Source organism: Pseudomonas sp. 32A, assembly GCF_052682255.1.
Genome location: NZ_JBQYLY010000001.1, coordinates 1,360,575 through 1,384,990, shown reverse-complemented (window position 1 = coordinate 1,384,990; position 24,416 = coordinate 1,360,575). Strand labels below are relative to the sequence as shown.

Sequence of the window (24,416 nt, the reverse complement as noted above, 5' to 3'; positions counted from 1 at the left end):
ACATTCGCAGCTTAACCACTGACTCGTGAAAAAAAGGTCGAAGGATTGTTCACCGTTCATGCCGAACCAGTATCCGGCGCACAGCCTGTCCGTTAACTGTCTGTGATCAGGGCTTCATCTTCAGGCCTGATGCAAATACCAGCGCCAGTCCTGTTCGCCCACTTCGCCCATGAACTGGCGGTACTCGGCCCGCTTGACCGCCAGGTACACGCCGAGGAATTCGCCGCCAAACGCTTCCCGTGCCCAGGCCGAACCTTCGAGTGCGCGCAACGTGGTCAGCCAATCGGTGGGCAACAACTCCTTGGCTTGGGCGTAACCGTTGCCTTCCACCGGCGCGCCGGGGTCGCGTTGTTCGCGGATACCCCGGTGAATACCCGCCAGAATCGCCGCCGCTGCGAGGTACGGATTGGCGTCGGCGCCGCAGATACGGTGTTCGATATGCCGGGAAAATGCCGGCCCGCCGGGCACTCGCAGTGTAACGGTGCGGTTGTCCACGCCCCAGGTGGCGGCCAGCGGCGCGTAGCTGTTGGTCTGGAAGCGCCGATAAGAGTTGGCGTTCGGGCAGAACATCAGCAACGAGTCGAACAAGGTGCTGAGCATGCCGCCCACCGCATGGCGCAACAGCGGCGTACCGTCGGGGGCGTCGCTGGCAAACAGGTTATTGCCGTCGCGGTCCGCCAGGCTGACGTGCATGTGCATGCCGGTGCCAGCCAGGTCATCAAACGGCTTGGCCATGAAGCACGCGGTCATCCCGTGTTTGTGGGCCACGCCCTTGACCAGCCGTTTGTAACGCACCGCCTCGTCCATGGCTTGCAGGGCATCGCTGCGATGTTCCAGGGTGATTTCCACCTGGCCCGGGGCGTATTCGGAAATCGCCGTGCGCGCCGGGATACCCTGGAGTTTGCAGGCGCTGTAGAGGTCGGCGAGAAACGGTTCGATCTGTTCCAGCTCCCGCAGGCCGTAGACCTGGGTCGAGCGCGGTCGGCCGCCATCGACATCCCGCGCCGGTTGCGGGCGGCCGTTGCTGTCGGGTTTCTGGTCGAGCAAATAAAACTCCAGCTCCGCCGCCATCACCGGGTAATAGCCGTCGGCCTTGAGGTCGTCGATTACCTTGGCCAGCAAGTGCCGGGGATCGGCCACGGTGGCGGGCATGCCTTCGGTAGGGTGCATGCTGACTTGCACCGCCGCCGTCGGAATCAGCCGCCAGGGCATGCGCTGCAAACTGCCGCTGACCGGGTAGGCGCGGCAGTCGATATCGCCGACTTCCCAGACCAGCCCGGAGTTCTCTACGTCGTCGCCATTGATGGTCAGGCCGAGGATGGTACTCGGCAGCGGCCGGCCACTTTCATACACCGCCAGCAGTTCATCACGGTGCAACAGCTTGCCCCGGGGCACGCCGTTGTTGTCGACGATGAACAACTCGAACATCTCGATATCCGGGTTCTGTTCAAGAAAGGATTGGGCTTCGTGCAGGGTGGCAAAGGGCGTGCTCATGGGCATTCTCATACGTTCGCGTCAGGCAGGCGCACAGGCGCTGCCGGGCAGATGCGCGGGGCATCCATGGGGCAAAATCAACGTAGGAGAAAGGTGTCCGGTGGGCGTGCGTGGCGGCAGTGCCACAGCGCCCAGAAGGCGAGCTCGGAGGGAAGCGCATCAGCGGTGATCCGACGACGGTCCGGACGGCTGGACGCAGTAGCGCCTGGCGATGTCTCAGGGTGTGTGTCGGGGGAACCGTCCATGCGCAAATCACAATGAAGAGATGCCGGGCAGCCTCACACGCGAGGTTAAGCCGTTAAATCCAGTCTTGACGGAGTTTGGTTGTGCCGTGGCTAAACATTTGCAAATAATGGCGCCCCTGCTCATGCCCAAGGACCCGACCGCATGAAAGCTTTGCTGACCCTTTCCCTGCTGGCCGGCCTGTCCGCCCAGGCCCTGGCCGACAGCCCCGTGTCGCGCCTGGATGAAGTGCTGCAACGCGGTGAAATGACCGTCTGCACCACCGGCGACTACAAGCCCTATACCTATCTGCGCCCGGACGGCGGCTATGAAGGCATCGACATCGCCATGGCCCAATCCCTGGCCAAGAGCCTTGGGGTGCAGGTGAAGTGGGTGCCGACCACCTGGAAAACCCTGATGCCGGACTTCCTGGCCCAGCGCTGTGATATTGCGGTGGGCGGTATTTCGGTGTCCCTCGAGCGGCAGAAGAAGGCATTTTTCAGCCAGCCATTGGGCGTCGACGGCAAAATCCCGCTGGTGCGCTGCGCCGATGTGCAGCGCTATCAGACGGTGGAGCAGATCAACCAGCCGCAGGTTCGGGTGATCGAGCCTTCGGGCGGTACCAATGAAGTGTTCGCACGGGCGCACTTGGGTAAGGCACAGCTGACGTTGTTCCCGGACAACGTGACGATCTTCGAAGAGCTGCTGGCCAACAAGGCCGACGTGATGATCACCGACGCCAGCGAGGCGCGGTATCAACAAAAACTCAAGCCGGGGCTGTGTGCAGTGAACCCCGAGCGCTACATGCAATACAGCGAGAAAGCCTTTTTACTGCCTCGCGATGATGTGGCCTGGAAGAGTTATGTGGACCAGTGGCTGCACTTGAGCACGGTGACCGGCGTGTACGACGGCATCATCAATCAGTGGTTGGCTGCGCCCTGACCAGCTCGACAAACGCCCTGCACGCGGCGCTGCGATAGCCTCCCTTGCGACTGAGCAACGCCGCCGTGCGTTGCGGCAACGGCGGGCTTAGCGGCACCGCCTGCAAACCCGGCTGCACCTGGGCAATCGCGCTGGGCAGGATGGTCGCCAAGCGGGTGTTCCGTACGATTTCGATAATCGCGCTGATGGAATTGGCCTCCATGGCAATCAGCGGTTTCACCGCCTGACTGCGAAAATACTCGTCGATATAGCGGCGCGTGGCGAAGCCTGAGTTCAGCAACACCAGCGGTTGCTCAAGCCACGACTGTTGGCCGATATCGGCATGGCCAGCACTCACCACCACACTCAACGCCTCGACAAACACCCCTTCACACTCGATATCCGGCAGATGCTCGCCGGTAAACCCGATGCCGATATCCAGTAAATCCTCCGTCAGCGCTGCCTCCATGCGGTCCTGGGTCAGCTCCTCGACGCTCACCGTTATGCCCGGGTACAAACCGTTAAAACGCGCCAGCAACGGCCCGATCAGGTAAGCGGTAAACGTCGGCGTCATGGCCAGGCGCAGACTGCCACGGCTCAGGTCCTGCACGTCATGCATGGCGCGGGTGCCGGCCTGCAAATCCTGCAACGCCAGGCGCGCAAACCGCACATAGGCCTCACCCGCGTCGGTGAGGCTGACGCTTCTACCGGAGCGATCCAGCAGCGGTGCGCCCAAGGTTTCTTCCAGTTGCTTGATCTGCTGCGACAAGGTCGGTTGCGACACATGCAGTGCCTCGGCGGCCCGGGTGAAATTGCGGTGCTCGGCGACGGCCAACAGGTAGCGGATATGACGCAGCAACATGGGTGGCGCTCCAACTATAGGCATGACTTATAGAAACCATAATAAGCCGGTCTTGGACGCTATAGCTGAAAACTTCCATCCTTGCCCCATCAGCGACGCAAGGAGAACCACCATGCAAGACCTCATCGACGGCTTCCGCAAGTTCCAGGGTGAAGCCTTCACCCAACGCAGCGATCTGTTCAAACACCTGGCGACCACACAGAACCCCGGCACGCTGTTCGTGTCCTGTTCCGACAGCCGCGTAGTCCCGGAGCTGTTGACCCAGCAGGAACCCGGGGATCTGTTTGTGATCCGCAATGCCGGCAACATCGTGCCGTCCTACGGGCCAGAGCCCGGCGGCGTGTCGGCCACCGTCGAATACGCGGTAGCCGTTCTCGGCGTCAGCGATATCGTGATCTGCGGCCACTCCGACTGCGGCGCCATGACCGCCATTTCCACCTGCAAATGCCTCGACCACCTGCCTGCCGTGGCCAACTGGCTGCGCCACGCCGAGTCGGCCAAGGTGATCAACGCCGCCCGCACTCACGCCTCCGATGCCGACCGGCTGAACTCGCTGGTGCGGGAAAACGTGGTCGCCCAGTTGGCTAATCTCAAGACCCACCCTTCCGTAGCCCTGGCCCTGGAGCAAGGCCGGCTGAGCCTGCACGGCTGGGTCTACGATATTGAAAGCGGCGGCATCGACGCCCTGGATGGCCGCAGCGGGCGCTTCGTGTCCCTGCTCGACCACCCGACCACCCGCGCCCACGCGGCTTGAACCTTATTCAACCCCAAGAGGAAATCATCATGTTGCAATCCCAATTCGCCCAATCCCCACGCCTGGCCCTGGCCGACACCGTCATCGACATCAAGGCGCGCAAGAACCTGTCGTGGCAGGACCTCACCGACGGCACCGGCCTGAGCCTGGCGTTCGTCACCGCCGCCCTGCTCGGCCAGCACCCACTGCCGAAAGACGCTGCCGATGTGGTCTGCGACAAGCTCGGCCTCGACCAGGACGCCAGCCGCCTGCTGCAAACCGTGCCCCTGCGTGGCAGCTTCCCCGGCGGTGTGCCGACGGACCCGACCATGTATCGCTTCTATGAAATGCTGCAGGTCTACGGTTCGACCCTCAAGGCCCTGGTGCACGAGCAGTTTGGCGACGGCATCATCAGCGCGATCAACTTCAAGCTGGACATCAAGAAGGTGGAAGACCCGGACGGCGGCTCCCGCGCGGTGATCACCCTGGATGGCAAATACCTGCCGACCAAACCGTTCTGATTTGCCGGTAAACCGTCTACGCTCTTGGCACACCAACAAGAACGAGGGACGGGTAATGAAGGCAATGCTCCGAGCCACCTGGCTGCTGCTGTTGTGTGTTGGCCAGGTGCACGCCGCCACCGCTGAGGAGGCGGATGCCCAAGCGGCCAAGGCCTTGCTGGAAAAGGCCTTGGCGTATTACCAGACGAAGGGTGACAAGGCTTTTGCGGCGTTCAGCCGCCAAGGTGAATTCGTCGATCAGGACCGCTATGTATTCGTGGTCAACACCAAGGGCGTGCTGCTGGCAAGTGGCGGGCCCTCTTCTGCGTTGATCGGGCGCAACGTTTCCGAGGTACTGGGGCCGGATTTGAACAAGTCGTTCAAGGACGCGCTGGCGGTGCCGGAGGGCAGTGGTATTCAGCAGGCCGATTACCGTTGGCAGAATTGGAATGACGGTAAGGTTGAGCGCAAGCATGTGTATTACCAGCGTGTTGGGCAGCGGATTCTGGCCGTAGGTTATTACTTGCCACGGGCGACCCCGGAGCACGCCAGGGCGCTGCGTAATAAAGCGGTCAAGGCACTGGAGAAGGACCCGGTCGGGACGCTCAAGGCGATCAACGCCATGCAGGGCGGCTTTCTACAGGACGATTTGTATGTGTTTGTGGTTGACCTCGACACCCGGCGCTACGTGGCTCATGGCACGACTCCGCGGTTGGTGAATACGGATTTCAGCAAGATCAAGGATCCCGACGGGAAGCCAGTGGGTGAGCCGATCCTGGCGGTCATGGCCGAGCAGGATCAGGGGGAATACACGTACCGCTGGAAAAACCCGGTGACCGGGAAGGTTGAGAACAAGCATGCGTATTTGCGCAAAACCGGACATTTCATGGTGGCTGTGGGGTATTACAGTCCTTGATGGGTGAATATCCGTTGCTGCGGTAACGGCTGCTTATGGTTCCGCTCTTACAGCGGCTCACTTTTGAAGAGCGCAAAAGTAAGCAAAACGCTCTTGCCCCACCACTCGGCACCTCGCCTAGGCTCGGTGTGCCCTCACTCCGGCTTTGGACCGTGGGCCGCCGTCATGGGCCATCCTTGGCCCAGGACGGCTAACCTGGCGTCCTGCCAGGTTACCCACGCTCCAAAGCCTGCGTTCGGCCAGCGTGGTTTAACGGGGCGCCTAAGATCAAGATCAAAAGCAAGATCAAGAACACAGCGGCCTACAGGCCGGCTTGAGTGTGGTGAAGCAAAAGCCAAATCAAAAGCTAGAGTGGGCACGGTCCGAATGTGGGAGCTGGCTTGCCTGCGATAGCATCAACTGGGTCTGCCTGAAAAACCAAGTTGTCTGCATCGCAGGCAAGCCAGCTCCCACAGAAAAGCAGCGCCACCCCGCCCGTAGCAGCTGTCGAGCGCCAGCGAGGCTGCGTGCTTTTGATCTTGATCTGCGGGCCCCATTAACCACGATGGCCGCAAGTAGGCACGGTGGAGCGGGTAAATCGGCAGGGAAGCCGATTTAGCCGCGCCGGGCCATGGATGGCCCGTCGCGGCGGCCCGCGGAACCGGGCCGGAGTGCGGGCATGCCGAGCCTAAGCGAGGCACCGAGTGGTGGGGCAAAGACCTTTTGGTTACTTTTGGGGCGTTTGCCAAAAGTGACCCGCTGTAAGAGCGGAACCATAAGCCGCCGTTACCGCAGCAACGGATATGTACACAAAACAAAACAAAACAAAACAAACCCAATACTACCGGGCCTTATCTTCCCGCCCCCGCAACACCCGATTAGGCATGGCAATCGCAGCCGCCAACCCCAACAACGACACCCCGGCACTGACCATCAGCAAATGCCTGAAGGTAATCAACAACTCCCCCCGCAAAGCATCCTGCGCCGGCCCAGGCGCCGCATTCAAACCATCCAGCAACACATTCCCGGAACTCCCCTCAGCCACCAACGCCCCACTGGCCAAGTGCGCAAAACTGGAATCCTGCAACAACGCCAGCAACAGCGCCGACATACACGCCACCCCGACCGCCCCGCCCAGGGAACGGAACAGATTGGTGGTGCTGGTAGCCACCCCAATATCCCGCTGTTCCACCGAATTTTGCGTGCCCACCAGCGAAGTCGGAAACTGCATCCCGGCGGCAATCCCACACAGCAACATAAACAAACTGGTCACTGCCACAGCCTGCGGCGCACTGAGGGCCATGCCGAGAATCGCGATCGGACTCAGGAAAGCGCCAATCAGAATCATCGGCTTATAGCGCCCAGTCACCGAGGTCATACGCCCGGCGAAGTACGCCCCCATCGGCAAGCCCATCGCCAGTGGCAGCAAGTGCAAAGCGGCGCTGTCGGCACCAGAACCGGTCACGGTCTGGTAACGCAGCGGCATCAACACCGTGAGGGAAATCGCCTGGAAACTGGTAAAGAAAATCGTGCACCAACACAACACCGCACTGCGGTTGGCGAACAAGTGCATCGGCAACAACGGCTCCCGCGCCCGACGCTCGTGCCACACAAACACCGTCAACGCCACCAACGCGCAAACCAGCAAGCCCAGCACTTCATCGTCGCGCCAATGATGACCCTGGCCAATTTCGGTGATGCCCAGCAACAGCGCCGTCAAACCGACGATCATCAGCACAGTGCCGAGATAGTCGATCACTGGCTTGCGCTGCGGCACCGGCAGCCCCACCAGCGTGCGATGGGCCACCCACCAGGCGCCCGCGCCCAATGGCAGGTTGATCAGGAACACCCAGCGCCACGACAGGTATTCGGTCATGTAACCACCCAACACCGGGCCGGCGACGCTCGCCACCGCGTACATGCTGCTGAAGTAACCCTGGTAACGCCCACGCTCACGGGGCGGAATGATGTCGCCGATAATCGCCTGGCTGACCGAAATCATCCCGCCGGCACCGATGCCCTGGAGGATCCGCGCCAGCACCAGCTGCTCCATGCTCTGGGCCATGCCGCAGAACAGCGATGCAAGGGTGAACAGGCCCATACCGATCAGCATCATCGGCCGGCGCCCGTACAGGTCGCCGAGCTTGCCGTAGATCGGCACCGCCACGGTCATCGCCACCATGTAGCCGGAGATCACCCAGGCCAGCAGGTTGACGTCATGGAACTGGGCGGAAATCGCCGGCATGGACACAGCAACGATGGTCTGGTCCAGGGCCCCGAGAAAGATCGCCATCATCAAGGCGACAAGGACACTGCGAACAGCAGGTGTGGCGGGCTGATTGAGGTTGGTCACGGCAGAACCTGCGAGCAAGGCCCGCGGGAAAAGGAAGCCCGCAGGAATGCTCGTCAGTGTACTAGATAGCTGGCTATTCGATAGCCTCGTAAGGAAGCCCGACGTAATTTTCTGCAATGGTTTTACGACCGGCTTCGGAGTCGACGAAGTATTCCAGTTCGCTCTGGGCGATGCGCTGGCTGAAGCCGTCCGCCTCCGGGAATTGGTGCAACATCGAGGTCATCCACCAGGAAAACCGTTCGGCCTTCCAGATCCGCCGCAGGCAAATCTGTGAGTATTTCTCCAGTAATTCCACCCTGCCCTCGCGGTACACCTTGAGCAAAATATTGAACAAGGTGCTGACATCGCTGGCCGCCAGGTTCAAGCCCTTGGCGCCGGTGGGCGGCACGATGTGGGCGGCGTCGCCCAGCAGGAACAGGCGACCGTATTGCATCGGCTCCACCACAAAGCTGCGCAGGGGTGCGATGCTCTTTTCGATGGACGGGCCCGTCACCAGTTGCTCGATCAACGACGTAGGCAGCCGGGTTTTCAGTTCATCCCAGAAGCGCTCATCGGACCAGTCGTCAACCGACTCATCGGCCGGCACTTGCAGGTAATAGCGGCTGCGGGTGGGTGAGCGCATGCTGCACAGGGCAAAACCGCGCTCGTGCTTGGCGTACACCAGTTCATCGTGGATCGGCGGGGTGTCGGCGAGAATGCCAAGCCAGCCGAACGGATACACCCGTTCAAAGACTTTCAACGCTTCAGCGGGAATCGACTGACGCGCCACACCGTGAAAACCGTCACAGCCGGCGATGTAATCGCAGTCCAGCCGATACTGTTCACCTTCATGCTCGAAGCTCAGCCACGGCTCTGCGCTTTTCAGATCATGAGGCTGAACGTTGCTGGCTTGGTAAAACGTGCTGGCGCCGCTGGCCTGACGAGCGGCCATCAGGTCGCGGGTGACTTCGGTCTGGCCGTAGATCATCACCGTCTTGCCGCCGGTCAGCGCCTTGAGGTCGATGTGGGTCAGTTGCCCATTCAGTGCAAGCTCAAAGCCATCATGGACCAGGCCTTCGGCATCCATCCGCGCACTGACGCCGGCCTGGCGCAACAGGTCGACCATGCCTTGCTCCAGCACCCCGGCACGGATGCGCCCTTGCACGTAATCCGGGGTCTGGCGCTCTAGAATCAGGGTTTCAATCCCGGCCTCGTGCAACAGTTGGCCGAGCAGCAGTCCCGAAGGACCGGCGCCGATGATGGCGACTTGGGTTTTCAGCGTTTTCATTATTTTTATGGCCCGCAAGCTTCACCCGAACGTATTCGGTGAAAGAGTTGTCATTGATGTTGTTGCTGGCATTTTTCACTTGAGTGCCCGGCATAAGAAGGTGAAAACTGAGCCCAAAGCTGCGCTTTTTGCCAATTGGGGCGATTACCGCACAATTATCCCGAAGTATCGGATGAAGCCATGACCAAAACTGCCAGTGCCGCGATTCCAGTGTTCAAACTCTACGGTGAGAGCCAGCAATGGCCGACCCCGGATTTGTTGCACTGTGAAACCATCTCCCGGCGCAGCCGTGAGTACCAGTGGGAAATCCAGCCCCACCGGCACGCGGACCTGTGCCAATTGCTCTACGTGCACAAGGGCCAGGCGCAGCTGGAAATTGAAGGCCAGCGCAGCACCTTGAGCGAAGCGACGCTGCAGGTGCTGCCGCCGTTGTGTGTGCATGGCTTTCGGTTTTCCGAAGACGTCGAAGGTTTTGTGGTGACCCTGGCCGCGCCGCTGATGGCGCACCTGCAGGGGCAACTGGGCGCGGCGCTGGATGGCCTGAATGCCCTGGGCAGCTACCCTGCCGGCAACGACAGTGACTACCTCAACAGCCTGTTTGCGCGGTTGCAGGACGAGTACGCCAGCGATCAACCGGCACGGGACATGATGATGCATGCGCTGGTCAGTGTGCTGCTGGTGTGGATCAGCCGACAGGCCATCCAGCGCCGGCATCCACGGGCGCCCCGGGGCCGCGAATACTTCCGCCGGTTCACCCAGTTGGTGGAACAGCATTACCGCGAACACCCGAAAATCGAAGACCTGGCCCACAAGCTCGGGATCTCGGTCTCACACCTGAACGGTACATGTCGGGAATTGGGCGGGCAGCCCGCGCTGCAGATCATGCACGACCGCCAATTGCTGGAAGCCAAGCGCCTGCTGACCTACACCAGCATGACCATCAATGAGATGTCGGAAGTGCTGGGTTTTTCCGACCCGACCAACTTCTCGCGACTGTTTCGTCGGCGCGTCGGGTTCTCCCCGAAAGCGTTTCGGGAGCAGTTGAAAGCCGACCAGGACGCTAGCGCAGCGAACTGAAGGCAGCCATGTGGCCAACGCATTGACCGTGATTGCAGCTGGAGGCGAAGCTCGGCTGCATGCGGGTCTGTTCGACGCGGTAGGCGGCAGTGCCATAGAGCGCTGTGGCGGCGACGCACAGGGTGAAAATCATCAGGTACTTTCTTGTTTTGATCGACATGATGCTGACCTCTGACCGGATCAAGAAGGTGCTTTGATAAGCATAGGTCAACTGAGGCAAGTCGCCATTATCGGGCGACATTCAACCTGTTTATGTCGGCTCAGAGACCGACGTCCCACACCGGCTCCTCCGGAAACCTCAACACCAGAAAATCCAGCAGGCTGCGCAGCGCCGACGGCATGTGCTTGCGCGAGGCGTACACCGCGTAGATGTTCATCTGCTGCGGCTCGGCGTCGGGCAACAAGCGGATCAACTCACCCCTGCGGATGTAGTCGCCGGCCTGATAACTCGGCAGCCGCGACACCCCGGCCCCCGCCAGCGTCACCCGTAATAAAGTGCTGGCCTCATTCGCACTGATATTGCCCTGCACCGGCACCGACACCGGCTCGCCGTTTTCCACGAAGTGCCACAGGCTTTTGCCGAAGTAGGAGTGGGTCAGGCAATTGTGCCGGGCCAGGTCTTGTACCTGCCGGGGCTGCGGATGCTCCAGCAGGTAAGCGGGCGATGCGCAGATCACCGAACGGCACAGCGTGAGGCGACGGGCGATCAGGTTGGGATCCAGTTCAAAGCTGGTGCGGATCGCCAGGTCGATGCGTTCGTCCACCAGGTTCACCGTGCGATCGAGCATCTGCATGTCGATGCTGACCAGCGGGTAGCGCTTGACGTATTCAGCCATGGCATCGGCCAACTGCGCCTGGCCGAAGGAGGTGCTGACGCTCAGGCGCAGCAGGCCACGGGGTGCTTCGTCCGGTTCGCTGACGGCGGCCTGCATGTCGCTGCACAACTCCAGCATCTGTCGGCAACGGGGCAAGGTTTCGCTGCCGGCGGCGGTCAGGCTGAGTTTGCGGGTGGTGCGGTGCATCAGCCGCGCGCCGACCCAGTCTTCCAGCTCCGCCAGGTAGCGCGATACCACCGGGCGTGATAAGTCCAGATGATCGGCCGCTGCGGATTGGCTGCCCAAGTCCACCACGGCCACAAACACCCGCATTGCTTGAAGACGATCCATGATTTGCCCGCTTTTAGAAACAAACTATGTCCAAGCATCGCATTTTTTGTAGCGTTTGGTGCAACTAAGCTCTGTCCACACCTTACCGATGACTGGAGCAGCACATGTTTGGATTCTCCCCGCTCAAGCGCGTGGCCCTGGCCGCCGCCACCCTGGCCTTCGCCGCCCACGCCACGGCTGCCGACCTGACCCTGGATGCCTACAACCCGGGCGAGACCGCGATGATGCCGGTCACTTCGGTACTGGTCAGCGGCGACAAAGACGCGATCCTGGTGGACGCCCAATTCGGCAAGACCCAGGCCGAGCAACTGGTGCAAAAAATCCGCGCCAGCGGCAAGCGCCTGACGACCATCTACATCAGCCACGGCGACCCGGACTACTACTTCGGCCTCGACACCCTGACCGCCGCCTTCCCCCAAGCCAAAGTCGTGGCGCCGCAGCCGGTGGTGGACCATATCAAGGCCACCGTTGAACACAAACTGGCGTTCTGGGGCCCGAAACTGGGGGCCGACAAGCCTGCCAAAGCGGTTATCCCGCAGGTACTTGAAGGTCACAGCCTGACCCTCGAAGGCAAGCAACTGGAAGTGATCGGCCTGGACGGCGCACAACCGGACCGCACCTTTGTGTGGATCCCGTCGATCAAGGCAGTGGTCGGTGGTGTGGTGGTCTCCGAGAACATTCATGTGTGGATGGCCGACACGCAGACCGCGAAGTCCCACACCGATTGGCTGGCAACCCTGCAACGTATCCAGGACTTGAAACCGCGCACCGTGATCCCGGGTCACTACCTGGGCACACCGTCGCTCAAATCCGTAGCGTTCACCGCCGACTACATCAAGGCGTTTGATGAAGAAACCGCCAAGGCCAAGGACTCTGCCGCCCTGATCGCGGCGATGAAAAAGCGTTACCCGAACCTGGGCGACGAAAGCACCCTGGAATTGGGCGCCAAAGTCGCCAAGGGCGAAATGCAGTGGTGAGTCGATTCAACCCTTAACCGTACTGGAGAACGTCATGAGCAAGATCGCAATCATTGGTGCCACCGGTCGTGCCGGTAGCCAACTGCTGGAAGAAGCGTTGCGTCGCGGGCACACCGTCACGGCCATCGCTCGCAATACCGACAAAATCGGCGTGCGCCCTGGGGTCATCGCCAAGCAAGTGGATGCACTGGATGCCCAGGCGCTGGAACAGGCCATCCGCGGCAACGACGTGGTGATCAGCGCGGCGCACTTCGCCACCCTGCCTGCGGAAGCGGTGATCACCCCGGTGAAAAAAGCCGGCGTGAAGCGCCTGCTGGTGGTGGGCGGTGCCGGTTCGCTGCTGTTGTCAGGCGGCAGCCGAGTGATCGACAGCCCGGGCTTCCCGGAAGAATACAAAGCCGAAGCCAGCGCCGGCAGCGTCTTCCTCGACACCCTGCGTCAGGAAAAAGACCTGGACTGGACCTTCCTGTCGCCTTCGGCGGAGTTCGTCGAGACCGCGCGCACCGGAAAATTCCGCCTGGGCCAGGATGAATTGCTGGTGAGCCGTGAAGGCCGCAGCTGGATCAGCTTTGCCGACTTTGCGATTGCCCTGATTGACGAAGTGGAAACGCCGAAGCATTCGCGCCAGCGGTTTACCGTCGGTTACTGACCCCCTACGTTCGATCGTTCCCACGCTCTGCGTGGGAATGCATCTTGTGACGCTCCGCGTCACGGCTCCTAGAGCGGACGCAGAGCGTCCAGGGCGGCATTCCCACGCAGAGCGCGGGAACGATCATTTATTAAGCCTGCGCCTGGCTCACCAACCAATCCATAAGCTGCTCCAACCCCGCCGAAGGCTGCGTCCCCGGCGGGTACACCAGGTAATACCCCATCCCCGTCGACACCCGCAGTTCAAACGGTGTCGCCAACCGCCCCGCCTTCAAGTCCTCGCCAATCAGCGCGCTGTCGCCAATCGCCACACCGGAGCCTTGGGACGCCACCGTCATCGCCAGATCCAGCGTTTCAAAATGATGCCCCTGGGCGAGATTGCTCAAGCGTGTATTCGCCGCCTTCAACCACAACGCCCAATCCCGTTCATCCCGCGTAGGGTGCAACAGCACCTGTTGCTGCAAGTCGGCGGGCGTGTGCAAACCACCGAGCAAGGCCGGCGCGCACACCGGTGTCAGGCGCTCATCAAACAAATGCCGGGCCTGGGCCGACTGCTCGGCAATCGGCGCGTAAATCACCGCGGCATCGAACTGTTCACGGCGAAAGTCGACGGTGTAGGCCACGGTGGTGGTCAGTTCCACCGGCACGTCCGGGCGTTCTTGCTGCCACTGCATCAGGCGCGGTAACAGCCAGCGCATCACGCAGGTGGAAGCCTTGAGCTGCAAGGTCTCGCGGCGGGTGCCGATCTGCTCCACCGCGTCACCGATCAGGCCAAACACCTGCTGCGCCCGCAGCGACCATTCACGGCCCTCTTCGGTCAGGCTCAAGCCACGGGCCTGGCGCTGGAACAGTGCATAACCGAGATGACTTTCCAGCCCGGCAATCTGCCGGCTCACCGCCCCCTGGGTGATGTGCAATTGCTCGGCGGCTCGGGTGAAGTTGCAGCACTGGGCCGTGACCCAAAAGGTGTGCAAGGCCGGCAACGGCGGAAGGCGTTTCATAAGGGCGCAGCCATGACGTGAGGACATGGCTAGTATGACTTTTTATCGATTGTTGCCGCTATGGGCCAGCCGTTCCAATACGGGCCTTTATCAACAATAAGAGCGACGACAATGGCGACCTGCGGCGAAGTATTGGTCAACCTGCTGGAAGGCTACGGCGTGGACCAGGTGTTCGGCATCCCCGGCGTGCACACCGTGGAACTCTACCGGGGCCTGGCGCGCTCGAGCATCCGCCACGTCACCCCGCGCCACGAACAGGGCGCCGGCTTCATGGCCGACGGCTATGCGCGCACCAGCGGCAAGCCGGGCGTGTGCTTCATCATCACTGGCCCCGGCATGACCAATATCACCACCGCCATGGGCCAGGCGTACGCCGACTCGATCCCGATGCTGGTGATTTCCAGCGTGCAGTCCCGCAGCCAGCTGGGCGGCGGGCGCGGCAAGCTGCATGAGCTGCCGAACCAGAGCGCGATGATCGCGGGCGTGGCGGCGTTCTCCCATACCTTGATGTCGGCCGCCGAATTACCCGGTGTGTTGGCCCGGGCGTTTGCGCTGTTCCAGGCCGGGCGACCGCGCCCGGTGCATATCGAAATCCCGCTGGATGTGCTGGTGGAAAACGCCGACGCATTGCTCGGCAGCGAGCCGGTCAGCGTTTACCGCGCCGGTGCTGCGCCGTCGGCGGTCAAGCAGATGAGCCGGTTGCTGGCGGCGGCGAAACGTCCACTGATTCTCGCCGGTGGCGGTGCCATCGACGCGGCTGCCGAGTTGACGCAACTGGCCGAAGCCCTCGGCGCGCCGATGGCGCTGACCATCAATGCCAAGGGCATGCTGGCGTCCAACCACCCGCTGCTGATCGGTTCGACCCAAACCCTGCTCGCCACCCGCGCCTTGGTCGCCGAGGCAGACGTAGTACTGGCGATCGGCACCGAGCTGGCAGAAACCGACTACGACGTGACCTTCGCCGGCGGCTTCGACATTCCCGGCGCCCTGCTACGCGTCGATATCGATTCCGACCAGACCGTACGCAATTACCCACCGCAAGTCGCGCTGGTGGCTGACGCGCAAATCGCTGCTCAAGCCTTGCTTGCCGAACTGGGCAACAAGCCCTTGGCCGCCCGCGACAGCAACTGGGGCGCCCATCGCGTCGCCCGCCTGTGGAGCGAACTGGAACCCACCTGGGACGCCACCACCCGCGCGCAAACCCTGTTCCTCAACACCGTCCTGGACGAGTTGCCCGACGCCGTACTGGTAGGCGACTCCACCCAACCGGTGTACACCGGCAACCTGACCCTGAACCTCGACCACCCGCGCCGCTGGTTCAACGCCTCCACCGGCTACGGCACCCTCGGCTACGCCTTGCCGGCGGCCATTGGGGCGTGGCTGGGACGCGGCAACGGTGCGCCGGTGGTGTGCCTGATCGGCGACGGCGGCCTGCAATTCACCCTGCCGGAACTGGCCAGCGCCGTGGAAGCGCGCACGCCGGTGATCGTGCTGCTGTGGAATAACCAGGGCTATGAGGAGATCAAGAAATACATGGTCAACCGCGCCATCGAGCCGGTGGGCGTGGACATCTACACCCCGGACTTTATCGGCGTGGCCAAGGCATTGGGCTGCGCTGCCCAGGCCGTGCACGGTGTTGAAGAGCTGCGTTGCGCATTGCGCGCCGCCACGGATCGCCAGGGGCCGACGCTGATTGAAATCGACCAGGGACTTTGGATGAAGGAGGTGGCGGTATGAGCGCGGTATTGAACGGGCTGTATATCAATGGCGTGTGGCGTGCGGGTCATGACGTGCTGGACGTGATCAACCCGGCGACCGAGGCCACGTTGGCTCAAGTGAACCTAGGTGATGCAAGTGCGGTGACCGAGGCCGTCGGTGCCGCCAGCGCTGCATTCCCGGACTGGTCGAAAAGCAGCGGGCGCGACCGCGCGGCACTGCTGCGCAAGATCGCCGAGGGCGTAAGCGCCCAGCGTGACCACCTGATGCACCTGCAATCGAGCAACAACGGCAAGCCGCTGTTCGAGGCCGGGATTGATGTGGACGACGTGATCGCCACGTTTGAGTATTACGCCGGTGTGGCCGACGAAATGGATGCCACCCAGGACCTTCCGGTGGCACTGCCCACTGAGGATTTCAGCGCCCGCGTACGCCGTGAACCCTGCGGCGTGGTGGGCCTGATCGTGCCGTGGAATTTCCCGATGGTCACCACTGCCTGGAAACTCGCCCCGGCGTTGGCGGCCGGTTGCTGCGTGGTGCTCAAGCCTTCGGAAGTCACACCGCTGGCGGAGCTGGAACTGGCCAGGATCATCGCTTCGGTGGGGCTGCCTGCCGGTGTGTTCAACCTGGTCTGCGGCACTGGCCTGGCGGTGGGCGCGCCGATGGCGGCCGACCCTCGGATCGCGAAAATCTCCTTTACCGGCAGCAACGCCGTGGGCGTGCAAGTGATGCAGCGCGCTGCGGAAACGGTCAAGGGCGTGAGCCTGGAGCTGGGTGGAAAATCGTCGTTGCTGGTGTTGGCGGACGCCGACCTCGACCTGGCCGTGGAACTGGCCTGCGGCGGTGGATTCTTCAACGCCGGGCAGATGTGCTCGGCCACCAGCCGGGTGTTGGTCGCCGACGAATTGGCGGACGAGTTTCTGACCCGTTTGCAGGCCAAGGCCGAGAGTATTCGCGTGGCGGACCCGTTTGCCGATGACGTAGAAATGGGCGCGTTGGTCAACCGAGCGCAGTACCAACGGGTGCTGGGGCATATCGAGCGTGGCGTGCAAGCCGGTGCGAAGTTGCTGTGTGGCGGCGGGCGCCCGGCGGATTTGCCTCGCGGTTATTTCATTCGCCCGACGGTGTTTACCGAAGTGCCGTTGGACAGCGCGTTGTGGAACGAAGAAATCTTCGGCCCGGTGCTGTGTGTGCGCAGTTTTGCCAATGAGGCCGAGGCGGTGGCGCTGGCCAATGACAGCGAGTTTGGTTTGGTGGCCAGCGTGCTGAGCCGCAACCCGGAAGCGGCTGAGCGGGTAGCGAATGCGTTGCAGGTGGGCCTGGTGTGGATCAATGCGCCGCAGGTGATCTTCCCGCAAGCGGCGTGGGGTGGTTACAAGCAGAGCAGTATTGGCCGGGAACTGGGGCCGTGGGGGTTGCAGGCGTTTCAGGAGATCAAGCATGTGATTCGGGCGGTCTGAAAACCACCAGACAACATTGTGGCGAGGGAGCTTCTGTGGCGAGGGGGCTTGTCCCCCGTTGGGCTGCGAAGCGGCCCCAGAAAAAGCGGGAGCGCTTCGCACTCCAACGGGGGACAAGCCCCCTCGCCACAAAAGCTCTCCTCACCACAAAAACCTTGGCACAAAAAGCCCTCCCGCATTTTTTCAATAGCCCCAACGACTTTCTCATTTGCTCCCCTCCCCCACGCCCGGCCTAATGCTGCCCTTGTCAGTTCAAGGCTCGCCCATGGAAAACGTCCGCGCAAAACCCGCTACCGCCCTTTGGCTGATGATCAGCGTCGTGCTGGTCGCCCTCAACCTGCGCCCTTCAATGGCCGCCGTCGGCCCGTTGTTGTCGTCGATTCGCGCCGATGTGGCCCTGAGTTTCAGCACGGCCTCCCTGTTGACCATGCTGCCGGTCATGGCCATGGGCCTGGCAATGTTTTTTGGCATGGGCGTGGCCAAGCGGTTCGGTGAGCATCGCAGCATTGTGCTGTCGCTGGGGGTGATCGGCATGGCCACCGTCTCCCGGTTGTTCCTGGACTCGGCGGTTGAGCTGATCCTCAGCGCCATCGCCGCCGGCGTAGGCATCGCGATGATCCAGGCGCTGATGCCCGCCTTGATCAAGTCGCGCTTCAGCGACAACGTTTCCCTGTTCATGGGGCTGTACGTCACCGCGATCATGGGCGGCGCGGCCCTGGCCGCTTCGTTCTCACCGTTTATCCAGGTGCAAACCGGGAGCTGGCGCATCGGGCTGGCGATCTGGGCGGTTCTCGCTGTGTTGGCGCTAGTGTTCTGGTACGCCCAACGCTCAGTGTTGCCGCCACTGCCCCAAGCCGGCGCAGGCCAACAGGAGTCGTTCTTCGGCAATCGCCGGGCCTGGCTGCTGGCGATTTTTTTCGGCCTCGGCACCGCCGCCTACACCTGCGTGCTGGCCTGGCTCGCGCCGTACTACGTGGAACAAGGCTGGAGCGAGCAGAACGCCGGCCTGTTGCTGGGCTTTTTGACGGCCATGGAAGTGGTCTCCGGCCTGATCACCCCGGCCATCGCCAACCGCCGCCAAGACAAGCGCGGCGTGGTCGCGGTGCTGCTGGTGCTGATCATCGCCGGCTTCTGCGGCCTGATCATGAGCCCGCAGCACCTGAGCCTGCTGTGGCCGTGCCTGCTGGGCCTGGGGATCGGCGGGTTGTTTCCGATGAGCCTGATCCTGTCCCTCGACCACCTCGACAACCCGCGCCGCGCCGGTGGCCTGACCGCCTTTGTGCAGGGCATCGGCTATTTGATCGCCGGTCTTTCGCCGCTGATTGCCGGGATGATCCGCGACCAACTGGGCAGCTTCGAATGGGCCTGGTGGTCACTGACGGCCGTGGTGGTGGTGATGCTGCTGATCGTGCTGCGTTTCGACCCCCGGCATTACGCGCGGCATATTCGCTGAGGTCGTGTTGTAAACATTATTTGTCTCACCTCAAACAGAGAAAGGTCCGACAGAGCTTTCTATTGGTACGAGCGTTCCGTTAACATTTTGTATTGTCTTGTACCGAGTTCGGTACAAAGCGCTTGCGGACGGAACGGATGCTAAACAGCAACTTGCTTAGAAAGCTCGATATGCAGGACCTGATGGTGTTTGTCGCTGTTTACGACCAAAGCAGCGTGACCGACGTCTCCGAAACCCTGTTCGTCAGCCAGTCCACCGTGAGCTACAGCCTGAAGAAGCTGCGCACCAGCTTCGAAGACGAGTTGTTTATCAACACCCGGGCGGGCATGCGCCCTACGTACAAAGCCGCCACCATGTACGGGCATGTGCAGAAAATCCTCGAAAGCATCAACCTCTGCCATGCCGGCAGCCAGGCCTTCGACCCGACCCAGAAGGCCGTGACCTTCAACGTCTGCGCCCCCGAATACTTCGAACAACTGATCCTGCCGCGCCTGCTGAAAAACTTCGATCACGCCGACCTGCCGGTGATCGTCAATGTGCAGAAGCTCGAAACCGAGATCCCGGCCGACGCCTTGCGCGACGGGCGCCTGGACCTGGTGATCTGCTTCGGGCCGCACTTTCATCGCGAGCACAAGGACATCAAGACCCAGATGCTGCTGGAGGACGACCTGGTGTGCGTGTTCGACAAGCACTCGGCGCCACGGGAGCCGGCGTTCAGCCTGCAATCCTTCGTCGCCCGGCGCCATGTGTTCCCCACGCCCTGGAGTTCCGACACCAACATGATCGACGGCTGGCTCGCGCGCCAGTCCCGCAAACGCCAGGTGATCGCCCGGGCCAACAGCTACAGCGCGGCGCTGAAGATGATCACCGGCACCGACTTTATCGTCACCCTGCCCCGTCGGGTGCAGAAGCTGCTGGCGGACAAAACCGTGTTCGGCCATTGCGAAGCGCCGAACGGTTTGCCGGGGTTTACCCTGGATATGCAGTGGAATGAACACAGCGAGCAGGACAGCGCCAACACGTGGTTCAGGGAGCAGGTGGTGAAGGTGTGCGCGGATCAGGGGTTGCTATAACTTTTTTGTAGGAGCGAGCTTGCTCGCGAAGAACGTTAACGATGACACGGGCATTCAGGATCCCTGCGTCGTCTGTTAGTTTTTCGCGAGCAAGCTCGCTCCTACAGTAGTTAGCCGATGGTGACTTTGCTGTAGGAATCGCGATCCATGTCTACCAGCAGGACGCTGAGTTGCACCTGCAAATCCGCCGGCCATTCGCCCAGGTCCTGCAGCGCTGCCAGCAGGCTTTCCGACAACTGCTTCTTGACCTGTGGTGAACGCCCACTGAGCAGCGACAGCTTTAGCGCGATGAACGCGCGCGGGCTCAAGGACGTGCCCACCTGGAACGTCTCCACCTTCAGCGCACGGCTTTTGATATCGAACTCGGAACCGAACTGCCCGGACGCCATCAGCACGTTGTTGAGCCGCAACAGGGTTTTCTCAACGGCCAGGTCTGTGAGATTGGCGGTGTATTCCAGATGCAGATGCGGCATGAAAAGCTCCGAGTTGTTGTAGGAAAAGAGTCATACATATAGCACGAGGCCGAAACGATTCAGACCGCTTTCAATGTGAAACTTCGCTCAAACCGCGCAACGAACGATTTTCCCGGATCGCCACGATCACCAATACCGCCGAAGTCAGCGCCCCCGGTACCAACGCCGTCTCAAGATTTGGGGGCGACTACTGGCAGCATGTCCCGCTCGCTCATGAACGCCTCGAGCCGCGAACGCATCCAGCGTTCTGCCGGGTCGGTGTCCACGTGGCTGAGCCAGACCATGGACAGGTCCAGGGTCGGGGTTTCGAACGGAAACGGCTCGCAGAACAGATTCCCCCCGGCGGCCATGGCCTGGGCAGTGTAGTCCGGCAGGCTGGCAATCATGTCGGTGCCGGCGAGCAACGCCGGCAGCGCGCTGTATTGCGGCACCGAGAGCACCACGTGGCGTTTGCGACCGATCTCCGCCAGCCATTCATCGGCAAACCCGGACACGTTGGCGGTGTGGGACACCAGCACATGGGGCCGTGCGCAGTATTCATCGAGGGTCAGGGGTTTGTCCGAGGCGTCCGCCCGCAGCAGACAAGGGCGGATATGCCGCAACAGCTTGCGCTTGGCATTCGCCGGCAGGCCGCGGGTCTGGGTGATGCCGACGGTGATATCGCCGGAAGCCAACAGGTCCGGGATGCGCCAGTAGTCCACATGCTGCACCACGAACACCACCTGCGGTGCCTCCTGGCGCAATGCCCGCAGCAACGGCGGCAGCAGGCCGAACTCGACGTCATCGGACAGGCCGATGCGAAAGGTCATGGTGCTGATGGAGGGGTCGAAATCGTGGGTCAGGCTCAAGGCCGACGACAAGGAATCGAGGGCCGGCGACAGGTGCTTGATGATTTCCTCGGCCCGCGCGGTGGGTTCCATGCGATGGCCGACGCGAATAAACAGCGGGTCATTGAACAGTGTGCGCAGGCGATTGAGGGCCGAACTGATGGTGGGTTGGCCGAGAAACAGCTTCTCCGCCACCCGGGTGACATTGCGCTCGAGCATCAAGGTTTCAAAGACCACCATCAAGTTGATGTCGGCCTTGCGTAATTCATTGCGATTCATCGGCGCCCGCCCCACTGCCCTGGATAAGCCGCAGTTTAGAAACACCCGGGGCCTGCGTCTATGCGCACACTGTTCAACACGGGCCTTTGGGACTATAAAGCAGCTTCCAAGGCTTGTGAGAACACCATCGTGCTGGTCATTTCTGCCTTGAGCATCCTGCTCGCCGGGATTTTGCTCTGGGCCATCAAATTCGTCGCTCACCCTACCGCCAGGACACTGTTGCGGGTATTTGTCGGTTTATGCCTGGCGGCCGTCGTGGCTTATCTGGTGCTGGCTTCGGGGTTTCCGACCTCATTGCTGGTGTGATCAGGCTCCTGCCCCTGGCGCAAACGCAAGGCGGCCAACGCGGCCACCACCAGCACCACGGCAATCACTTTCAAGCCGTTCATGGCATTGCCGGTGCTCATTTCGATCGCGCCCATCACTGAGGGCCCGACAAACCCGCCGAGCAACCCGCAGGCGTTGACGAAGCCCAGCCCGCCCGCCAGTGCCACGCCCTTGAGGCGTGAAGCCGGGTAGAGAAAGATGATCGACTGCACCACAAAGAACATCACCGCCGACACACAGAAGCCCAGCAGGCTGAATACCGGCCCGGACACCGAGGCAATCCCCAACCCCAACGCCATGGTCAGCAAGCCGGTAATCAACAGCCGCCGGGCACGGCTGGGCGTGGTGGCAAAACGCGGCAGCAACACCGCTCCGGCTGCGGCTGCGATCCACGGCAATGACGTCAGCAAACCGACGCTCATGGTGCTCAATTCCCCGTACTTGCTGATGATGCTCGGCAGGAAAAAGATCACGGTGTAGATGGTGATCTGATGGCAAAAGTACACAAAGATCGCCAGCAGGATCTGCGGGGTCAGCCAGTTCTTCAGGGAATGCCCACCCTCGCCTGCGCCCTCTTCGGTCTCCATCGCGATGCGCTGTTCAATCCCGCGCGCCTCTTCGGCCGAGAGCCACGGCGCCTTGCTCGGACGGTCCGGCAACTTGCGCCACACCACCCAGGCAAATGCTACTGCCGGCAAGCCTTCGAGCAGGAACATCCACTGCCAGCCGTGCCAGCCGAGGATGCCGTCCATGCGCATCAACGCCGCGCCCACCGGGCCGCCGATGATGTTGGCAAAACACACGCCGAGCAGAAAATACCCGGTGGCCCGCGCCCGTTGCTCGCGGTTGAACCAGTAGGTGAGGTACAGCATCACCCCGGGAAACAGTCCGGCTTCGGCAATGCCCAGCAGCAGGCGCAGGATATAGAACGAAGTTTCACCCTGGACGAACGCCATGGCCGCCGAAATCAGGCCCCAGGTCACCATGATCCGGGCAATCCAGAACCGCGCGCCGACCTTGTACATGATCAGGTTGCTGGGAATTTCCGACAGCGCATAGGTCAGGAAAAACAGCCCTGCGCCCAGGCCGTACGCCGCCGCTGAAATCCCCAGGTCAACATCCAGATGATGCTTGGCCAGGGCGATGTTGATGCGGTCCAGAAAGCTCAGCACGTAGGCGATGATCAGCAAGGGCATCAGCTTGACGAACATCAATTTGTTCAACTCCCGTGGTTCACGGGCAGTGTTTGCAGTCTTCATCGGGCACTTCCTCTTGGCGCCCCGCCAGCGCAACGGCTGGGGGACGCATCGGTGTTGTTCTAGGGTTCGAGTTGCGCAATCAGCGCCGGCGGGCGATGGGAAAACAGTTGCAGCAGCGCCCCGCCCAGGGCACAACCGGCCATCACGAAGAAGCACACCGTGTAGCCGTGCAAGGTGGTCCAGCCGCCGCCCATGGCAATCAGGCTGCCCATCAGCACCGGCGCCAGGCCGCCGCCGATAAACATCGCGGTAGTGATGATGCCGTTCGCGGTGGAGGTCGCCGACGGCTCGGCCGAGTCGCAGGCCACCGCGTAGTAGATCGGCCACACCGCATTGGCCACCAGGCCGAACAGCAGTTGCACGACGATGATCAGGGTCAGGGTGTTGGCGAAGTAGAACGCACCGACACTGGCGGCCATCCACACCCCGCAGATGATCAGGGTGACGCGCCGGCCAATGATGTCCGACAGCGACGGCCACACCAGTTGCCCGAGAATCCCGGTCAAGGTGAACACCACGCTCATCCCCGCCGACTCGGCCAGGGACAACCCGGCGATGTTGTAGAGGTAGGCTGGCAGCACGATGTTGACGCCCATGTACACCACTTGGGTCAGCATCGTGTTACCCGCCGTCAGGGCGATATTGCGATTGCGCAACGTGGCGATAAAGGTGCGCCAGGCATGGCCCTTCACTTGGCTGGCGGGTGCGTTGTCCGGCGGGGTCATGCCCTTGGCGGCGATATCGACGTAGAGCGCGGTGATGCGTTCGGCGGTGGAGTAACGCGCCCAGAAAATCATCAGCGGCAACGCCACCACAAACGCGAAGAAGAACACGTAGCGCCAGTTGTCTTCACCGAAGATGCTGATGACAAAGCTGGCGACAATGCCACTGAGCATGGCGCCAATCGGGTAACCGGTGTGGTGCGCGCCAAGGGCAAAACCACGACGTTCCACCGGCCACCATTCGGCGGTGTTGCTCACACCCACCGGCTCGCCCCAGCCGGCGCCAAGGTTGACGCCGACCCGCAGTGCAATAAAGGTCGCGAGGTTGCCGCTGAGGGCCTTGAACCCGGAGAGAAACGAGATCGCCGTATAGCCCAGCACCAGCGGCACCTGGAACCGCGCACGCTTCCAGCCACCGCCGTAGCGGTCACTCCACATCGAGCCGGGAATATCCAGCAGGGCCAGGGCGAGCATGATCACCGTGGCCATGGTGCCCCACTGATCGGCCGACAAATCGAAGTGCTTGGAGATGGTCGGCCCCAGGCGCAGCACGATCTCACGGTCGTAGGCGTTGAGGATCCAGATCATCCAGCACACCAGCAGCGACACCCAGGAGTGCCGGTGGATACTGCGCAGCGAGGCTTTTTTCAAGGTTGCCATGGGTTTCTCCAGGCGCGCGAGGGCGCGCACTGACGCAAGGTTGCGGAAGGA

General features: G+C 61.8%; 23 protein-coding genes. 12 read left to right on the top strand and 11 right to left on the bottom strand.

The features are described 5' to 3' along the window. Window positions 1-120: 120 nt before the first annotated feature. On the bottom strand, window positions 121-1,494 hold the full coding sequence (locus ACUN0G_RS06335; RefSeq protein WP_445572931.1) for a glutamine synthetase family protein: 1,374 nt from the start codon (window positions 1,492-1,494) through the stop codon (window positions 121-123). Between the two features lie 387 nt (window positions 1,495-1,881). On the opposite strand from ACUN0G_RS06335, the gene ACUN0G_RS06330 reads away from it, so the two are divergent. After that, the gene (locus ACUN0G_RS06330) at window positions 1,882-2,658 is read left to right on the top strand and encodes a transporter substrate-binding domain-containing protein (RefSeq protein ID WP_421552389.1); all 777 of its coding nucleotides are present in this window, start codon (window positions 1,882-1,884) and stop codon (window positions 2,656-2,658) included. On the opposite strand, the gene cynR is transcribed toward ACUN0G_RS06330, so the two are convergent. Next, the gene (gene cynR, locus ACUN0G_RS06325; protein WP_445572930.1) at window positions 2,633-3,499 is read right to left on the bottom strand and encodes a transcriptional regulator CynR; all 867 of its coding nucleotides are present in this window, start codon (window positions 3,497-3,499) and stop codon (window positions 2,633-2,635) included. The genes ACUN0G_RS06330 and cynR overlap by 26 nt on opposite strands. A gap of 112 nt (window positions 3,500-3,611) precedes the next feature. On the opposite strand from cynR, the gene ACUN0G_RS06320 reads away from it, so the two are divergent. From ACUN0G_RS06320 to ACUN0G_RS06310, 3 genes are read left to right on the top strand one after another with little or no spacing between them, the layout of a single operon-like run. Next, the gene (locus tag ACUN0G_RS06320; RefSeq protein WP_063032552.1) at window positions 3,612-4,253 is read left to right on the top strand and encodes a carbonic anhydrase; all 642 of its coding nucleotides are present in this window, start codon (window positions 3,612-3,614) and stop codon (window positions 4,251-4,253) included. A gap of 29 nt (window positions 4,254-4,282) precedes the next feature. Beyond that, window positions 4,283-4,753, top strand: a complete 471-nt coding sequence (gene cynS / locus ACUN0G_RS06315) for a cyanase (protein ID WP_003210659.1) — start codon at window positions 4,283-4,285, stop codon at window positions 4,751-4,753. 55 nt (window positions 4,754-4,808) lie between these two features. Beyond that, a complete protein-coding gene (locus tag ACUN0G_RS06310) occupies window positions 4,809-5,648 on the top strand; it encodes a cache domain-containing protein (protein WP_445572929.1) in 840 nt (279 codons plus the stop codon). 820 nt (window positions 5,649-6,468) lie between these two features. On the opposite strand, the gene ACUN0G_RS06305 is transcribed toward ACUN0G_RS06310, so the two are convergent. Next, window positions 6,469-7,980 (bottom strand): MDR family MFS transporter, encoded by a 1,512-nt coding sequence (locus ACUN0G_RS06305; protein WP_445572928.1) that lies wholly within the window; start codon window positions 7,978-7,980, stop codon window positions 6,469-6,471. 73 nt (window positions 7,981-8,053) lie between these two features. Then, window positions 8,054-9,238, bottom strand: coding sequence for a 4-hydroxybenzoate 3-monooxygenase (gene pobA / locus ACUN0G_RS06300; RefSeq protein WP_445575525.1), 1,185 nt, complete (start codon window positions 9,236-9,238; stop codon window positions 8,054-8,056). A gap of 189 nt (window positions 9,239-9,427) precedes the next feature. On the opposite strand from pobA, the gene ACUN0G_RS06295 reads away from it, so the two are divergent. Continuing rightward, on the top strand, window positions 9,428-10,324 hold the full coding sequence (locus tag ACUN0G_RS06295) for a helix-turn-helix domain-containing protein (RefSeq protein ID WP_445572927.1): 897 nt from the start codon (window positions 9,428-9,430) through the stop codon (window positions 10,322-10,324). Here ACUN0G_RS06295 and ACUN0G_RS06290 read toward each other — a convergent pair. Beyond that, complete coding sequence (locus tag ACUN0G_RS06290) at window positions 10,308-10,484, bottom strand: hypothetical protein (RefSeq protein ID WP_445572926.1); 177 nt, start codon at window positions 10,482-10,484, stop codon at window positions 10,308-10,310. The two genes, ACUN0G_RS06295 and ACUN0G_RS06290, sit on opposite strands and share 17 nt — an antisense overlap. 100 nt (window positions 10,485-10,584) lie before the next feature. After that, on the bottom strand, window positions 10,585-11,490 hold the full coding sequence (locus ACUN0G_RS06285; protein ID WP_421524645.1) for a LysR family transcriptional regulator: 906 nt from the start codon (window positions 11,488-11,490) through the stop codon (window positions 10,585-10,587). Between the two features lie 104 nt (window positions 11,491-11,594). On the opposite strand from ACUN0G_RS06285, the gene ACUN0G_RS06280 reads away from it, so the two are divergent. Then, window positions 11,595-12,467 (top strand): MBL fold metallo-hydrolase, encoded by an 873-nt coding sequence (locus tag ACUN0G_RS06280; RefSeq protein WP_445572925.1) that lies wholly within the window; start codon window positions 11,595-11,597, stop codon window positions 12,465-12,467. Window positions 12,468-12,501: 34 nt separating this feature from the next. Then, window positions 12,502-13,116, top strand: coding sequence for an NAD(P)-dependent oxidoreductase (locus tag ACUN0G_RS06275; RefSeq protein ID WP_445572924.1), 615 nt, complete (start codon window positions 12,502-12,504; stop codon window positions 13,114-13,116). Window positions 13,117-13,246: 130 nt separating this feature from the next. On the opposite strand, the gene ACUN0G_RS06270 is transcribed toward ACUN0G_RS06275, so the two are convergent. Beyond that, entirely contained in the window at window positions 13,247-14,116 is an 870-nt protein-coding gene (locus ACUN0G_RS06270; protein ID WP_445572923.1) for a LysR substrate-binding domain-containing protein, read from the bottom strand. A 111-nt stretch (window positions 14,117-14,227) separates the two neighbouring features. Between ACUN0G_RS06270 and ACUN0G_RS06265 the strand changes: the two genes are divergently transcribed. The 4 genes from ACUN0G_RS06265 to ACUN0G_RS06250 all read left to right on the top strand — a co-directional run bounded on the left by ACUN0G_RS06265 (window position 14,228) and on the right by ACUN0G_RS06250 (window position 19,818). After that, complete coding sequence (locus ACUN0G_RS06265; protein WP_445572922.1) at window positions 14,228-15,853, top strand: 5-guanidino-2-oxopentanoate decarboxylase; 1,626 nt, start codon at window positions 14,228-14,230, stop codon at window positions 15,851-15,853. Next, window positions 15,850-17,292 carry an aldehyde dehydrogenase family protein gene (locus tag ACUN0G_RS06260; RefSeq protein ID WP_445572921.1) on the top strand — a complete coding sequence of 481 codons (1,443 nt, stop codon included), beginning with the start codon at window positions 15,850-15,852 and terminating at the stop codon, window positions 17,290-17,292. The genes ACUN0G_RS06265 and ACUN0G_RS06260 overlap by 4 nt, the downstream gene beginning before the upstream one ends. Window positions 17,293-17,557: 265 nt before the next feature. Beyond that, complete coding sequence (locus tag ACUN0G_RS06255) at window positions 17,558-18,745, top strand: cyanate transporter (protein ID WP_445572920.1); 1,188 nt, start codon at window positions 17,558-17,560, stop codon at window positions 18,743-18,745. A gap of 137 nt (window positions 18,746-18,882) precedes the next feature. After that, entirely contained in the window at window positions 18,883-19,818 is a 936-nt protein-coding gene (locus ACUN0G_RS06250) for a LysR family transcriptional regulator (protein WP_421524652.1), read from the top strand. A gap of 110 nt (window positions 19,819-19,928) precedes the next feature. On the opposite strand, the gene ACUN0G_RS06245 is transcribed toward ACUN0G_RS06250, so the two are convergent. After that, window positions 19,929-20,291 (bottom strand): 5-carboxymethyl-2-hydroxymuconate Delta-isomerase, encoded by a 363-nt coding sequence (locus tag ACUN0G_RS06245; protein WP_258344182.1) that lies wholly within the window; start codon window positions 20,289-20,291, stop codon window positions 19,929-19,931. Between the two features lie 170 nt (window positions 20,292-20,461). Continuing rightward, window positions 20,462-21,397 carry a LysR substrate-binding domain-containing protein gene (locus tag ACUN0G_RS06240; protein WP_167662740.1) on the bottom strand — a complete coding sequence of 312 codons (936 nt, stop codon included), beginning with the start codon at window positions 21,395-21,397 and terminating at the stop codon, window positions 20,462-20,464. A 60-nt stretch (window positions 21,398-21,457) separates the two neighbouring features. On the opposite strand from ACUN0G_RS06240, the gene ACUN0G_RS06235 reads away from it, so the two are divergent. After that, the gene (locus ACUN0G_RS06235; RefSeq protein WP_258344178.1) at window positions 21,458-21,703 is read left to right on the top strand and encodes a hypothetical protein; all 246 of its coding nucleotides are present in this window, start codon (window positions 21,458-21,460) and stop codon (window positions 21,701-21,703) included. Here ACUN0G_RS06235 and ACUN0G_RS06230 read toward each other — a convergent pair. Together ACUN0G_RS06230 and ACUN0G_RS06225 are read right to left on the bottom strand one after the other, a co-directional pair. Beyond that, window positions 21,658-22,983 carry an MFS transporter gene (locus tag ACUN0G_RS06230; protein ID WP_445572919.1) on the bottom strand — a complete coding sequence of 442 codons (1,326 nt, stop codon included), beginning with the start codon at window positions 22,981-22,983 and terminating at the stop codon, window positions 21,658-21,660. The genes ACUN0G_RS06235 and ACUN0G_RS06230 overlap by 46 nt on opposite strands. A 59-nt stretch (window positions 22,984-23,042) precedes the next feature. Then, the gene (locus tag ACUN0G_RS06225) at window positions 23,043-24,365 is read right to left on the bottom strand and encodes an MFS transporter (RefSeq protein WP_445572918.1); all 1,323 of its coding nucleotides are present in this window, start codon (window positions 24,363-24,365) and stop codon (window positions 23,043-23,045) included. Between the last annotated feature and the right edge of the window lie 51 nt (window positions 24,366-24,416).

Bases quoted from the DNA above. Each gene is read 5' to 3' on its own strand.
- cynR (WP_445572930.1), bottom strand. From the start codon at position 3,499: ATGTTGCTGCGTCATATCCGCTACCTGTTGGCCGTCGCCGAGCACCGC.
- ACUN0G_RS06235 (WP_258344178.1), top strand. From the start codon at position 21,458: ATGCGCACACTGTTCAACACGGGCCTTTGGGACTATAAAGCAGCTTCC.
- ACUN0G_RS06225 (WP_445572918.1), bottom strand. From the start codon at position 24,365: ATGGCAACCTTGAAAAAAGCCTCGCTGCGCAGTATCCACCGGCACTCC.
- ACUN0G_RS06275 (WP_445572924.1), top strand. From the start codon at position 12,502: ATGAGCAAGATCGCAATCATTGGTGCCACCGGTCGTGCCGGTAGCCAA.
- ACUN0G_RS06295 (WP_445572927.1), top strand. From the start codon at position 9,428: ATGACCAAAACTGCCAGTGCCGCGATTCCAGTGTTCAAACTCTACGGT.
- ACUN0G_RS06290 (WP_445572926.1), bottom strand. From the start codon at position 10,484: ATGTCGATCAAAACAAGAAAGTACCTGATGATTTTCACCCTGTGCGTC.
- ACUN0G_RS06270 (WP_445572923.1), bottom strand. From the start codon at position 14,116: ATGAAACGCCTTCCGCCGTTGCCGGCCTTGCACACCTTTTGGGTCACG.
- ACUN0G_RS06320 (WP_063032552.1), top strand. From the start codon at position 3,612: ATGCAAGACCTCATCGACGGCTTCCGCAAGTTCCAGGGTGAAGCCTTC.
- ACUN0G_RS06335 (WP_445572931.1), bottom strand. From the start codon at position 1,494: ATGAGCACGCCCTTTGCCACCCTGCACGAAGCCCAATCCTTTCTTGAA.
- ACUN0G_RS06310 (WP_445572929.1), top strand. From the start codon at position 4,809: ATGAAGGCAATGCTCCGAGCCACCTGGCTGCTGCTGTTGTGTGTTGGC.
- ACUN0G_RS06260 (WP_445572921.1), top strand. From the start codon at position 15,850: ATGAGCGCGGTATTGAACGGGCTGTATATCAATGGCGTGTGGCGTGCG.
- ACUN0G_RS06245 (WP_258344182.1), bottom strand. From the start codon at position 20,291: ATGCCGCATCTGCATCTGGAATACACCGCCAATCTCACAGACCTGGCC.
- ACUN0G_RS06250 (WP_421524652.1), top strand. From the start codon at position 18,883: ATGCTAAACAGCAACTTGCTTAGAAAGCTCGATATGCAGGACCTGATG.
- ACUN0G_RS06285 (WP_421524645.1), bottom strand. From the start codon at position 11,490: ATGGATCGTCTTCAAGCAATGCGGGTGTTTGTGGCCGTGGTGGACTTG.
- ACUN0G_RS06280 (WP_445572925.1), top strand. From the start codon at position 11,595: ATGTTTGGATTCTCCCCGCTCAAGCGCGTGGCCCTGGCCGCCGCCACC.
- ACUN0G_RS06240 (WP_167662740.1), bottom strand. From the start codon at position 21,397: ATGAATCGCAATGAATTACGCAAGGCCGACATCAACTTGATGGTGGTC.
- ACUN0G_RS06230 (WP_445572919.1), bottom strand. From the start codon at position 22,983: ATGAAGACTGCAAACACTGCCCGTGAACCACGGGAGTTGAACAAATTG.
- ACUN0G_RS06330 (WP_421552389.1), top strand. From the start codon at position 1,882: ATGAAAGCTTTGCTGACCCTTTCCCTGCTGGCCGGCCTGTCCGCCCAG.
- ACUN0G_RS06255 (WP_445572920.1), top strand. From the start codon at position 17,558: ATGGAAAACGTCCGCGCAAAACCCGCTACCGCCCTTTGGCTGATGATC.
- cynS (WP_003210659.1), top strand. From the start codon at position 4,283: ATGTTGCAATCCCAATTCGCCCAATCCCCACGCCTGGCCCTGGCCGAC.
- ACUN0G_RS06265 (WP_445572922.1), top strand. From the start codon at position 14,228: ATGGCGACCTGCGGCGAAGTATTGGTCAACCTGCTGGAAGGCTACGGC.